Consider the following 11,932-nt stretch of genomic DNA (forward strand, 5'->3'; position numbering starts at 1 on the left):
TCACTTGGTACCGTAAACGAAATTTATAGAGGTAGACAATGGAACATAATATCAATAAACACATTTCGGGCCGCTTTAATGAAGAGCTTGAAAATGTGCGTAACCATGTATTAAACATGGGTGGTTTAGTTGAGCAACAACTAAACAGTGCACTGGATGCTGTTAGTAATGGTGATGCCGATCTTGCACAAAAAGTTCGTGAAAACGACTACAAAGTAAATGCAATGGAAGTGAACATCGACGAAGAATGTACACGCATTATCGCTCGCCGTCAGCCGGCAGCGAGTGACTTACGTCTTGTAATTGCTATTGCAAAAACAATTGCCGATTTAGAGCGTATTGGTGATGAAGCTGAGCGTATTGCTAAAGTTGCGCTGGACTCATTCACAAAAGATCAGCAAGACCTACTGGTGAACATTGAAAACATGGGTCGCCAAGTATCGAAAATGCTTCATGATGTACTTGATGCATTTGCACGTATGGATGTGCAATGTGCGTTTGAAGTACATAAAGAAGACGCCAAAGTTGACCGCGAATACGAAGCAATTACCCGTCAAATCATGACATATATGATGGAAGACCCACGCTCAATCCCGAAAATTATGGATTTAGTGTGGTCAGTTCGTTCATTAGAGCGTATTGGCGACCGTTGCCAGAATATTGCTGAATACATCATCTATTTTGTTAACGGCAAAGATATTCGTCATACATCTCAAGAAGATATCGAAAAGTCGCTGTAAATTTAACCGCAACTTTTCATTATTAAAACGAGCGGCCTTTGGCCGCTTTGTCTATTATTGGTGATGTAAGGCAGAAAAAGCGTTCACAATCGAACACAATGCTGTAAAATTCGCAGCTGCCAAAGCATACTAATTTATAAAGGGTCAGTTATGCCTACAAATGCATTTTTAGGGGTTTTTGCTAAATCACCTATTAAGCCTATGGAAGATCACATTAAGAAAGTACATCAAGCAAGTAAAGCATTGATCCCTTTCTTTAATCACGTGTTTAAAGAAGAATGGCAAGAAGCGGAAGAAATCCGTCTAAACATTCGTAATTTAGAGCGTGAAGCTGATGAAATGAAACGTAACATCCGCCTTCAACTACCTCGTGGCTTATTTATGCCAGTTGAGCGTACCGATTTGCTAGAGCTTGTTACTCAACAAGACAAAATTGCTAACAAAGCAAAAGATATCGCAGGTCGTGTAGTTGGTCGTGAGATGATCATACCTACCGAAATCCAAACAGATTTCCTTGCTTATGTAACTCGTTGTGTTGATGCGACTAAACAAGCGTCAAAAGCAATCAATGAGCTAGATGAGCTGCTTGAAACGGGCTTCAAAGGTCGAGAAGTGACTTTAGTTGAAAAAATGCTCGTTGAATTGGACGCTATTGAACAAGACACGGATGACATGCAGATCATAATTCGCCGTCAATTGCGCGCCATCGAAAATGAACTTAACCCTGTTGACGTGATGTTCTTATACAAGATCATTGAGTGGGTAGGCGAGCTTGCAGATATTGCAGAGCGCGTAGGTTCTCGTCTTGAGCTGATGTTAGCTCGTTAATTAAAAATCAGTTCAAACACGAAAAAAATTAAAGGTTCACACAATGGATATCATTGCAAATTACGGCACGTTATTGGTTTTAACTGCCGCCGCAGTCGGTTTCTTCATGGCTTATGGTATTGGTGCAAATGACGTTGCCAATGCGATGGGTACATCAGTAGGCTCAAAAGCACTTACAATTAAACAAGCAATCATCATCGCGATGGTGTTTGAATTCGCTGGCGCATACCTTGCCGGTGGTGAGGTTACATCTACAATCCGTAAAGGGATTATCGATGCCACGCCGTTTATGGACATACCTGAGTTAATGATACTAGGTATGATTGCCGCGTTATTCGCTGCAGGTAGCTGGTTATTAATTGCCTCTTTCTTAGGCTGGCCAGTATCTACGACTCACTCAATCATCGGTGCCATCATTGGTTTCGCATTAGTTGCAGTAGGTAGCGAAGCAATCCAATGGAACAAGGTAATGGGTATCGTAGGTAGCTGGATTGTTACCCCTGCTATCTCTGGTTTTATTGCTTACTTGATTTTCATGAGTGCGCAAAAGCTAATTTTTGACACTGATGCACCACTTAAAAATGCTAAGCGTTTTGTACCTATCTATATGGGTCTAGCGGGCTTCATCATGTCGCTTGTAACAATCAAGAAAGGCTTAAAGCACATTGGTATCAACTTAGGTGCTGTTGAAGGCTATGCCCTTTCTATCGCGATTGCTGTTGTAGTTGCAATCATCGGTAAGATTGCGATTGCTCGCCTTAAAATTGACCCTAAAGCTGACAAAGCAATGCAATTCAACAACGTTGAGAAAGTGTTCGCAGTACTAATGGTACTAACGGCATGTTGTATGGCTTTCGCACACGGTTCAAACGACGTTGCTAACGCAATCGGTCCACTAGCTGCTGTTGTAAACATTGTTGAGCACAACGGTGAAATCGCTAAGAAAGCGGCTATCGCATGGTGGATTTTACCACTAGGTGGTTTAGGTATTGTTGCTGGTCTTGCTATTTTAGGTAAGAAAGTAATTAAAACAATCGGTGAAGGTATCACGCACTTAACACCAAGCCGCGGTTTTGCTGCTGAGCTTGCTGCTGCTTCTACAGTTGTTATCGCATCAGGTACTGGTTTACCTATTTCTACTACGCAAACACTTGTAGGTGCGGTTTTAGGTGTAGGTATGGCACGCGGTATTGCAGCACTTAACATGGGTGTTGTAAGAAACATTGTAGTTTCTTGGGTAATTACATTGCCAGTTGGCGCAGCCCTTGCTATTGTTATTTTCTATGTACTGAGAACTGCCTTCGGGGTATAAAAAGTACTAAAAGACTTTTAGCTTGAAAAGATCTCAATGCCTTAGGTATTGGGGTCTTTTTATTTGCAGGTAGAGAATGAATAACTTACCAAGTATTAAACAACTACAGTATTTATTAGCAGTCCACCAACATCAACACTTTGGCCGCGCAGCAAGCGCCTGTTTTATTGGTCAATCAACCTTAAGTAGTGCAATTCAAAACTTAGAAGAAACCTTAGGTTGCCAGCTTATAGAGCGTGAAAATCGCAGCTTAATGTTTACCGCAATTGGTGAAGAGGTTGTCGAAAAAGCACGTAAGATTATTGACGACACCCTTAGCCTTAAAGAGCTGACAAAAAGCTTTTTAACGCCTTTAAGTGGCACACTAACGCTTGGTGTGATCCCGACGATTGCCAGCTTTATTGCTGCGCCTTTATATCATTTCTGCAAACAGACCTTTACCGAGTTAGAGCTAGTCTTGGTTGAAGACACCAGTGACAAGCTACTCGATAAACTTGAGCATGGCCAAATTGATATGGCATTACTTGCTTTACCGTATGACACTGAAAAGTTTCATACCCAAGTACTCGCTAAAGATCAGTTCAGCCTAGTGCACCATAAAGATTACACACCAGCAGATGGCGTGGAAGACTTTAACCTATTACCAGATGCGAGTGTGTTCTTACTAGAGCGTGAGCACTGTATGACAGGCCACGCGTTAAGTGCCTGCCATTTGAATCGCTCAAGCTGTATTAACCCATTTGAAGCGGCAAGCTTACATACCTTATTAAGTATGGTTGAACACCAGCTTGGTGTTACCTTCTTACCGCAAATGGCTATCAATGCCGGTATTTTAGATAAAAAAGATATGGTTGCTACGCCATCACAAGGCGATGCATACCGAGATATTGGCATTGTGTGGCGTAAAACCACAGGCCGGATCAGAGACTTTAGGCTATTTAGCCAGCAGCTAGAGCTGTTTCTTAATAAGCAGTGTAGCTTAGACGGTCAGTGTGACAACGAATAAAACCTCTAAATAAAAAACCCCAAATAAAAAATATTTGGGGTTTTTTATTATTTAAGCAAACTATTTTTTTCCTTCCCTCGACTAACATAATAACAAAACCATTAAAGGCAGATCAGATGACGAGGCTAGCGTGTTTTTTCAATCACTTGAGACACTAATTGCTAAAGCGCAACAGGGCAATAAACGGGCGTGGTTGAAATTAGTCAAGCAGCACGAAACACAGGTATATAACTATTGCCTAAGGATGTTAAGCCACCCAGATGATGCAATGGATTTAATGCAAGAAGTGTTTATTTCTGTTTATAAAAGCTTGCCGAGCTTTCGTGGTGAATCGAGTTTTAATACTTGGCTCTATCAAATAGTGCACCGGCGTAGTGTTGAATATTACCGCCGCCGTAAGCTGCATCAAGGTTTAGATGGTATACCAGAAGAAAGCTGCGAGCATAGCGAGTTAGAAACCAATCAACTGCAATCTGAGCAACATCATGAACTCAAAGCAATGATGAACAATTTACCCTGGGAGCAACGTTTGGTGGTGGAGTTAAAGTTTTTTCAGCACTGTACATTTGAAGAAATCGCTGAGCAATTAGGTATTTCGACCAATACAGCTAAATCAAGACTATACAGTGCGCTTGGTAAGTTAAAAGTGCATTTGGAGGCCGTAGATGGCTAATTTAGATTCATTATTTACCGCATGGTTAGAAGGCGAAAGCCTCACTGAAGATCAAATTGCGTTGCTACAAGCCAATGCTGAGTATGCATCAATGATGAACAATGCAATGCAGTGGCAACAACAAAGTCAACATTATGAAACGGTACCCGTACCAAATTGGGATCGAGAGTCTACGATGCCGAAAGTGCAAAAACAAAGTCTGTTTTTTGGTGCTGGAATGTGGGCAGTGGCTGCTTCCATTGTATTTTGCGCATGGGTTTTTGTTAGTAATCCACAGCAAGGAAATCAGCAGTTACTTGAGCAAGTGGCCAAGCAAACCAATTTACTAGAGTCACAACAAAAGCAAATTGATCAGTTGCAAAACATCATTACTGCGCAAAACGAAGTGCAGCAACAACAGATGTACCAACTGGCCAAAGAAGCGATTAAAACTGGGCGAGTCGAGCGCCAAGAAGATATTGCCAGCGTACTTGCATATATAAAGACGCAGCGCGCCCAAGACCAAGCGTACTTACGTATGCAGTTAAATGATTTAGCAGAGCAAGTGGACGGCGGACCATTGCCAACCGTTGCCAACAATTTGGAGTATTAAGATGTCAAAATACAAATCAACTACGGCAGCCTTATTGCTTTGCACAGCAGTAAGCTTACCGGCACAAGCAAGTGATGAATTAGATAAAATTCAGCGTGAAGTCGGGATCATGGAAAAAATCCTCTCAGCGGCGTTAAAACAAGATACCGATAACAAGGTAAGAAATGTGTCTTCGAGTTATTTGCAGCATCAAGGTGTGGTGTTTAGCTTTGATGTACGAGGCAGTTCGCGCTGGTCTACAGTGTTTGCCTCTGTACCCGATGCGCCGCTGCCACCTATGCCAGATATCGACTTTGAAGAACTAACTGAAATCGAAGTGTTAGGCGAACATGTGCAAGTGATCAGCGATGCAGTAGTCGTGAAAACGCAAGAAGCCTATCAGCAAGCCATGGAAGTGATGCGCGAAAGCGCAGAGCGAGTACGTGAAGTTGCTGAGCAAGAGCGCGATGTGAGCCGTGAAATCCGTGATCTTGAACGTGAAAAGCGTGACCTTGAATTTGACCGTCGCCACGATAAAGATGCCAAAGAGCAAGAGCTCGAGAAGCGTAAACAAGCATTGCAAGCATCGATTAAAGAGCTTGAAAAGCAGCAGCAAAAGTTATCACAAAAGCAGCAACAAATGCGCAAAGAGTTAGCCGAGAAAAAACAAGCTCGTGTAAAAGAGCAAAAGCAACAGCTGGCTTCTTTAGCTAAGCAAGTAGATAAGAGCTTATCACTGACTTTATGTGATTATGGTAGCGGTTTAAGAAACCTGCCTAACGATGAACATGTGAGCTTTATCATCCGTGGTGTTAGCGAAGGTAAAACTGAGCAAGTAAAAGTATTTAAAAAGTCAGACATTAAAAAGTGTGTGGTTGGCGATATAAAAGCCGCGCAATTACTCGAAAAAGCATCAACTTATAGTTTTTAAATTCTCCCAACTAAAAAAGCAGCCTAAAGTGGCTGCTTTTCATTCATTGAAAATGGTTTTAAGTCGGGTAAAAACAACAAGTAAACCCACACGACTAAGTTAAAGTAAGGTACTAAACCTAGCCCTGTAAATGTTTTTACCGGATACCCCTTAAAGGTCGCATTACGGTAACATTGATACGCTATCCCTAGATTCACAATCAGCAACAAAACGATTAGTTGTGTCATCACTTTTCTCCTTTATACCGCCAATAGATGGACTTAACGATGTTAAGTCATACTCAGTATGTTTAATGTAATAAGTAATGTCATGTTTATTATGGATAATCACTATAAAGGCACGACATTTTATCTTGCTGTGGATTTAAGTATAGATGAGTATTGTCAGTATGGAAGTTTAAAAACTAAGAAAAAATGTTTAAAAATGTATTAAATTTAGGCTTTTTAAGGCTAGATATTTGTTAGTTAAAAAGATTATTTTCAGATATTTTTTTCAGCTCATCGCTAATTTTTTCAACCGGTACTGGACGGGCAATAAAGTAGCCTTGACCATAGTCGATACCAATTTCTTTTAGTGCTAAGAATATTTCTTTGTTTTCAACATATTCAGCAACAGAGCGCTTATCAAGCGAGCGGCTAATATCATTAATTGCTTTTACAAGTGCTAAATCGATAGGGTCGTTCAACATGTCGCGAACAAATGAACCATCAATTTTTACGTGTTGAGCCGGTAACTGTTTAAGGTAATTGAAGGTACTAAAGCCAGTACCAAAGTCATCAATAGAGAAGTGACAGCCTAAGCCATTCAAACGCTCGATCATGGCACGGGTTGCAACTAGGTTGTTAATACTCGCAGACTCGGTGATCTCAAAAATAATGCGTGTTGGTTCAACATTGTATTCTTTTAAACTCGATTCAATGTGCGGCAGTAAACGTTCATCTAAAAACGACTGTGCTGATAAGTTAATTGCGACTTGGTTAAGCTCTGGGTACTCGGCAACGCTCTTAATGGCATTACGAATAACACATTGGTCCATCAAGAAAGTATCGTTTAAAAGCTCTAAAGCAGGAATAAACTGATTAGGGTAGATAAGCTCATCATTAAGCTTTAAGCGTAATAGTGCTTCAAAGTAGGCGACGTGGCCGCGTTTAAAGTCCCAAATCGGTTGATAGTGCAGTTCGATAGCATCATGTTGTAATGCTTGGCGAATACTATGACCCCATTCAAGACCGGCTTGTAAACTATTGTGATGACTATCTTCTTTTGAATAACAGTGTACTAAGTTACGGCCTAAGCTTTTTGCTACATAAAGGGCGATATCAGCTTGTTTTAAACACTCACTTGGGTCGTTATTTTGCTCGGTGATTTGTGTTAAACCAATTGAACAGCTAATTGAGTACTCTTGACCTTCTGAATGAAAGCGGTGCTTTTCAATCGCCATACAAATACTTTCTGCAACCAAGTGTGCATCGAGTAAGTTAGTATTTTTTAAGATCACGGCAAATTCATCACCACCGATGCGGCACACTAAGTGCTCATCACTAATATTCGCTGTGAATAACTGGGCAACTTCTTTTAAAACGATGTCACCTTGTTGATGACCTTTACTGTCATTGATGATTTTAAAGTGATCTAAATCGATATAAATCAGCGCGTGCTCGGTATCGTTACTGGTGTATTGTGCTTTACAAATACGTTGTAATTGTTGGTCAAAGTAGTAACGGTTATGGAGCTCTGTGAGCGTATCGTGCAAGGCTAAATGACGAAGTTGTAACTCTGCCTGCTTACGCTCATGAATGTTATCTATGGTGGCGGTAATAGTCGCTGAGTTTTGGCTGTTTTTAATCAGCTGTAAGCGACACTCAACCCAAATGGCATTGCCATTTTTATGTTTTAGCTGGATCTCTACCTGTTGCTGTTGCTCACCACCATGCAGAATACGCTGAATGGTATCTTGTAGCTTTGTTTTACACTCAGGTAAACAAAAGTCAGTTAATGACTTTGCTAAACTAGACTTAATGCCATAGCCTGTTAGGTGCTCCCAAGCAGGGTTAATAAAGCGAATATTACCCTCTTGGTTAAACTCAAGTACCACAGTATTTAGATGTAATAAAATACGTTGGTGGGCAGAAAACAGCTCTTTATAGCGGCTTTGACTTTGGCTTAGTTGCTCTACTTTTTGCGCAAACTCTGCATAGCTCACCATGAAATCTTCACGACGGGCAGCGTGGTCACACACTTTACTCAATAACGAGTGATCGTACGGGGCGCGAATAAAATCAGTAACGCCAGATAGTAACAACTGCTCTGCATAATCTGCATCATTGTTATCAATGATAGTTACAATCGCTTGCTTTGGGTTGTGCTGTAGTATTTCGCTAATTAACCCAGCTGCGGTATCTGAATGAGATTCAGTGGCGTCAATCAATACAATGGCAAATTTTTGCTGCAGATAGGTCGCAAGTGCCGCTTTTGTTGAAGTGGTATGGGTTATCGCGAAGCTAAGTTTTAACTGTTCGCTGATATCTTCTGCTTTACGGTTATCTGTTTCAAGTAGTAATAAATTAAGACGACTACTTTTTTCAAGGTGAGTTGATAACACGTTGGCTAGCACTTGCGGCAGCATATCTTGGCGTTCAAATGGAAGAACAGCATCAATGCCATAGCTGCGCGCTGTGGTTTCGGCTATACGTTCACAATAGATTGGCGGAGTAAGTAAAATTGGTGTGTTTTTTGGTGTTTTTAATAACCCTGAACGGATCATGCGCGAAAAGCGCCAACCATCAATCTTACCGACCTCAAGGCCTGTAATGATAATATCCACCGGGTGGCTTTTAAGAATTTTAAGCGCATCTTGGGAGTCACTGGCTTCGATAAACGTGAAGACATTAAGCTTGTTTAATGTGGTCTTAATTGTTTCACGCTCAGCAACGCTCGCGTTCAAAATTAGCAGCTTTAACTGCTTTGCCATGGCGCTACTACCTCTTACTTAACCCATGTTTAGTGAATAAGCTAGAATAATGACATTTTGCTTAATCTACAAGCAAACTTTACCTAAAAGCGGTTAATAAGTACTTAAGTTTGTAATCCTTTAAGCTAGTACCAAGTTGACGCAGGGCTTTGCTTGAGGTGGTGGACGTATCAGAGTAAACTTGGCGCGTTTTTATTAATGAGAGATATGCTCTATGCGCGTAGCTGATTTTAGCTTTGACCTTCCTGATGAATTAATTGCTCGTTTTCCTAAAGCAGATCGAACTAGCAGTCGTTTACTGACGCTTGATGGCCCATCAGGCCAAGTTGAGCATAAAGTATTTAGTGATATTTTATCGCTCGTTAATGAAAATGACCTATTAATTTTCAATAACACCAAAGTGATCCCTGCCCGCATGTTTGGGCAAAAAGAGTCAGGCGGTAAGCTTGAAGTGTTAGTTGAGCGCGTACTCGACGAACACCGTGTGCTTGCGCATGTGCGAGCTAGTAAATCGCCAAAACCAGGCTCAAAAATCATTCTTGAAGGTAAAGCCGAAGCAATCATGGTTGCGCGTCATGGCGAGCTTTTTGAACTTGAATTTGCCAAAGACGAAAATGTATTAGATATCTTAAACGACATCGGTCACATGCCATTACCTCCTTATATTGACCGTCCTGATAACGAGTCAGATCGTGAGCGTTATCAAACGGTTTATGGTGAAAAGCCAGGTGCCGTAGCCGCGCCAACGGCAGGCCTACATTTTGATGATAAATTAATGGCAGCCTTAAAAGACAAGGGCATTAACATGGCTTTTGTGACTTTGCACGTAGGTGCAGGTACCTTCCAGCCTGTGCGCGTTGACTCAGTTGATGAGCATGTTATGCACTCAGAGTACATCGAAGTACCAGATGAAGTGGTTAAAGCGGTAGCCGAAACGAAAGCAAAATGTGGGCGTGTCATTGCTGTAGGTACTACCTCAGTTCGCTCATTAGAGTCAGCTGCAAAAGTGCATGGCGGTAAATTAGATACTTACTTTGGTGATACAGATATCTTTATCTACCCGGGTTATCAGTTCAATGTGGTTGATGCCATGGTGACAAATTTCCACTTACCTGAATCAACGTTAATCATGTTAGTGAGTGCCTTTGCAGGCCAAGAGAACATAATGGGTGCTTATCATACGGCTATTGAGCAGCAGTATCGCTTCTTTAGTTATGGTGATGCGATGTTCTTAACGCGCAAATAACGATTATACCTAATATAAAGCCCAGTTTTTTAACTGGGCTTTTTATTTTCGAATTTAGCCCAATTTATAGTAATAAACCCGCAAACAGGGTAGAATCGAGCGGTTAAATTATAGCTTGTTGGACTGTTTTTCCGACACTGAGGATAATATGAAATTTGAATTAGACCGCACTGACGGTAAAGCGCGCCGCGGCCGCTTGATTTTTGAACGTGGTGTTGTAGAAACACCAGCATTTATGCCGGTAGGTACTTACGGTACTGTTAAAGGTATGACGCCTGACGAAGTGAAAGATACTGGTGCACAAATTTGCTTAGGTAACACTTTCCACTTAATGTTACGTCCTGGTACAGAAATCATTAAGCAGCACGGTGATTTACACGACTTCATGAATTGGGATCGTCCAATTCTAACTGATTCAGGCGGTTTCCAAGTATTCAGCTTAGGCGCAATGCGTAAAATCACAGAAGAAGGCGTGATGTTCAGCTCACCAGTTAATGGTGAAAAAATCATGCTTTCGCCAGAAAAAGCGATGCAAGTTCAGCGTGATCTAGGCTCTGACATCGTGATGATCTTTGACGAATGTACGCCATACCCTGCGACAGAAAAAGAAGCTAAAGATTCTATGGAGTTATCACTTCGTTGGGCTAAACGCTCAAAAGAAGGTCATGGCGATAACCCAGCTGCGCTATTTGGTATTATCCAAGGTGGTATGTACCCTGAGCTACGTGCACAATCACAAAAAGGCCTAGAAGAAATTGGCTTTGATGGATATGCATTAGGTGGTTTATCGGTTGGTGAACCGAAAAACGAGATGATCAATATTCTTGACCACTGTGCTTACAAAATGCCTGAAGACAAGCCTCGTTACTTAATGGGCGTTGGTAAACCAGAAGACTTAGTAGAAGCGGTTCGCCGTGGTATCGATATGTTTGACTGTGTAATGCCTACGCGTAATGCCCGTAACGGTCATTTATTCGTTACTGGCGGCATTGTTAAAATCCGTAATGCAGTACATAAAACAGACACCGGTCCACTGGATCCTGAGTGTGATTGTCATACGTGTAAAAACTATTCACGTGCATACTTGCATCATCTTGATAAATGTAATGAAATCTTAGGCGCACGTCTAAACACGATTCACAACTTACGTTATTATCAACGCGTTATGGAAGGCTTACGTAATGCCATTAGTAATGGCAAACTAGACGAATTTGTTGCAGATTTTTATGCACGCCGTGGTCAAGAAGTGCCAGAGCTTGCAGATACATCAGATTAAATTTTTAGAAAAATTAAAGAGGAAGTGAAATGAGTTTATTCATCTCAAACGCCCACGCAAGTGCGGCAGGTGCAGCACCAGCAGGTGGTGGCATGGAAATGCTAATCATGTTGGGTATTTTCGGTCTGGTATTTTATTTCTTAATCTACCGTCCACAAGCTAAGCGTGTAAAAGAGCATAAAGCCCTAATGAGCGCAATGGCGAAAGGCGACGAAGTACTAACGCAAGGTGGTTTAGTAGGTAAGATTGCTAAAATCGCTGATGACAAAGACTTCATCGTGATTTCATTAAACGACCAAGCAGAAGTAACAGTACAAAAATCAGCTGTTTCTGCAGTATTGCCAAAAGGCACTATGAAGTCGCTATAACAATAAAAAT

General features: G+C 41.4%; 12 protein-coding genes. 10 read left to right on the forward strand and 2 right to left on the reverse strand.

Annotated features, from left to right (window positions below):
* Positions 1-38: 38 nt before the first annotated feature.
* The 7 genes from phoU to J8Z28_RS02070 all read left to right on the forward strand — a co-directional run bounded on the left by phoU (position 39) and on the right by J8Z28_RS02070 (position 6,061).
* Complete coding sequence (phoU, locus tag J8Z28_RS02040) at positions 39-740, forward strand: phosphate signaling complex protein PhoU (protein ID WP_054563528.1); 702 nt, start codon at positions 39-41, stop codon at positions 738-740.
* A 150-nt stretch (positions 741-890) separates the two neighbouring features.
* Positions 891-1,568 carry a TIGR00153 family protein gene (locus tag J8Z28_RS02045; protein WP_063528172.1) on the forward strand — a complete coding sequence of 226 codons (678 nt, stop codon included), beginning with the start codon at positions 891-893 and terminating at the stop codon, positions 1,566-1,568.
* Positions 1,569-1,611: 43 nt separating this feature from the next.
* A complete protein-coding gene (locus J8Z28_RS02050; protein ID WP_054563530.1) occupies positions 1,612-2,880 on the forward strand; it encodes an inorganic phosphate transporter in 1,269 nt (422 codons plus the stop codon).
* A gap of 76 nt (positions 2,881-2,956) precedes the next feature.
* A complete protein-coding gene (locus J8Z28_RS02055; protein ID WP_063528173.1) occupies positions 2,957-3,886 on the forward strand; it encodes a hydrogen peroxide-inducible genes activator in 930 nt (309 codons plus the stop codon).
* Between the two features lie 130 nt (positions 3,887-4,016).
* The gene (locus J8Z28_RS02060; protein ID WP_063528174.1) at positions 4,017-4,559 is read left to right on the forward strand and encodes an RNA polymerase sigma factor; all 543 of its coding nucleotides are present in this window, start codon (positions 4,017-4,019) and stop codon (positions 4,557-4,559) included.
* Positions 4,552-5,151, forward strand: a complete 600-nt coding sequence (locus J8Z28_RS02065) for a hypothetical protein (protein ID WP_063528175.1) — start codon at positions 4,552-4,554, stop codon at positions 5,149-5,151. The genes J8Z28_RS02060 and J8Z28_RS02065 overlap by 8 nt, the downstream gene beginning before the upstream one ends.
* A gap of 1 nt (position 5,152) precedes the next feature.
* The gene (locus tag J8Z28_RS02070; protein ID WP_063528176.1) at positions 5,153-6,061 is read left to right on the forward strand and encodes a hypothetical protein; all 909 of its coding nucleotides are present in this window, start codon (positions 5,153-5,155) and stop codon (positions 6,059-6,061) included.
* A 23-nt stretch (positions 6,062-6,084) separates the two neighbouring features.
* On the opposite strand, the gene J8Z28_RS02075 is transcribed toward J8Z28_RS02070, so the two are convergent.
* A complete protein-coding gene (locus J8Z28_RS02075) occupies positions 6,085-6,288 on the reverse strand; it encodes a hypothetical protein (RefSeq protein WP_054563535.1) in 204 nt (67 codons plus the stop codon).
* 233 nt (positions 6,289-6,521) lie between these two features.
* Entirely contained in the window at positions 6,522-9,032 is a 2,511-nt protein-coding gene (locus tag J8Z28_RS02080; protein WP_250659796.1) for a two-component system response regulator, read from the reverse strand.
* A 214-nt stretch (positions 9,033-9,246) separates the two neighbouring features.
* Here J8Z28_RS02080 and queA point away from each other — a divergent pair, with 214 nt between their 5' ends.
* The 3 genes from queA to yajC all read left to right on the forward strand — a co-directional run bounded on the left by queA (position 9,247) and on the right by yajC (position 11,922).
* The gene (gene queA, locus J8Z28_RS02085; protein WP_250659797.1) at positions 9,247-10,278 is read left to right on the forward strand and encodes a tRNA preQ1(34) S-adenosylmethionine ribosyltransferase-isomerase QueA; all 1,032 of its coding nucleotides are present in this window, start codon (positions 9,247-9,249) and stop codon (positions 10,276-10,278) included.
* 148 nt (positions 10,279-10,426) lie between these two features.
* A complete protein-coding gene (gene tgt, locus J8Z28_RS02090) occupies positions 10,427-11,554 on the forward strand; it encodes a tRNA guanosine(34) transglycosylase Tgt (RefSeq protein ID WP_058583935.1) in 1,128 nt (375 codons plus the stop codon).
* A gap of 29 nt (positions 11,555-11,583) precedes the next feature.
* Positions 11,584-11,922 (forward strand): preprotein translocase subunit YajC, encoded by a 339-nt coding sequence (yajC, locus tag J8Z28_RS02095; protein ID WP_036973302.1) that lies wholly within the window; start codon positions 11,584-11,586, stop codon positions 11,920-11,922.
* Positions 11,923-11,932 lie beyond the last annotated feature (10 nt).

The sequence above is a fragment of the Pseudoalteromonas sp. SCSIO 43088 genome (assembly GCF_023650795.1).
Lineage (GTDB): Bacteria > Pseudomonadota > Gammaproteobacteria > Enterobacterales > Alteromonadaceae > Pseudoalteromonas > Pseudoalteromonas shioyasakiensis.

Bases quoted from the DNA above. Each gene is read 5' to 3' on its own strand.
- phoU (WP_054563528.1), top strand. From the start codon at position 39: ATGGAACATAATATCAATAAACACATTTCGGGCCGCTTTAATGAAGAG.
- J8Z28_RS02045 (WP_063528172.1), top strand. From the start codon at position 891: ATGCCTACAAATGCATTTTTAGGGGTTTTTGCTAAATCACCTATTAAG.
- J8Z28_RS02050 (WP_054563530.1), top strand. From the start codon at position 1,612: ATGGATATCATTGCAAATTACGGCACGTTATTGGTTTTAACTGCCGCC.
- J8Z28_RS02055 (WP_063528173.1), top strand. From the start codon at position 2,957: ATGAATAACTTACCAAGTATTAAACAACTACAGTATTTATTAGCAGTC.
- J8Z28_RS02065 (WP_063528175.1), top strand. From the start codon at position 4,552: ATGGCTAATTTAGATTCATTATTTACCGCATGGTTAGAAGGCGAAAGC.
- J8Z28_RS02070 (WP_063528176.1), top strand. From the start codon at position 5,153: ATGTCAAAATACAAATCAACTACGGCAGCCTTATTGCTTTGCACAGCA.
- J8Z28_RS02075 (WP_054563535.1), bottom strand. From the start codon at position 6,288: ATGACACAACTAATCGTTTTGTTGCTGATTGTGAATCTAGGGATAGCG.
- J8Z28_RS02080 (WP_250659796.1), bottom strand. From the start codon at position 9,032: ATGGCAAAGCAGTTAAAGCTGCTAATTTTGAACGCGAGCGTTGCTGAG.
- queA (WP_250659797.1), top strand. From the start codon at position 9,247: ATGCGCGTAGCTGATTTTAGCTTTGACCTTCCTGATGAATTAATTGCT.
- tgt (WP_058583935.1), top strand. From the start codon at position 10,427: ATGAAATTTGAATTAGACCGCACTGACGGTAAAGCGCGCCGCGGCCGC.
- yajC (WP_036973302.1), top strand. From the start codon at position 11,584: ATGAGTTTATTCATCTCAAACGCCCACGCAAGTGCGGCAGGTGCAGCA.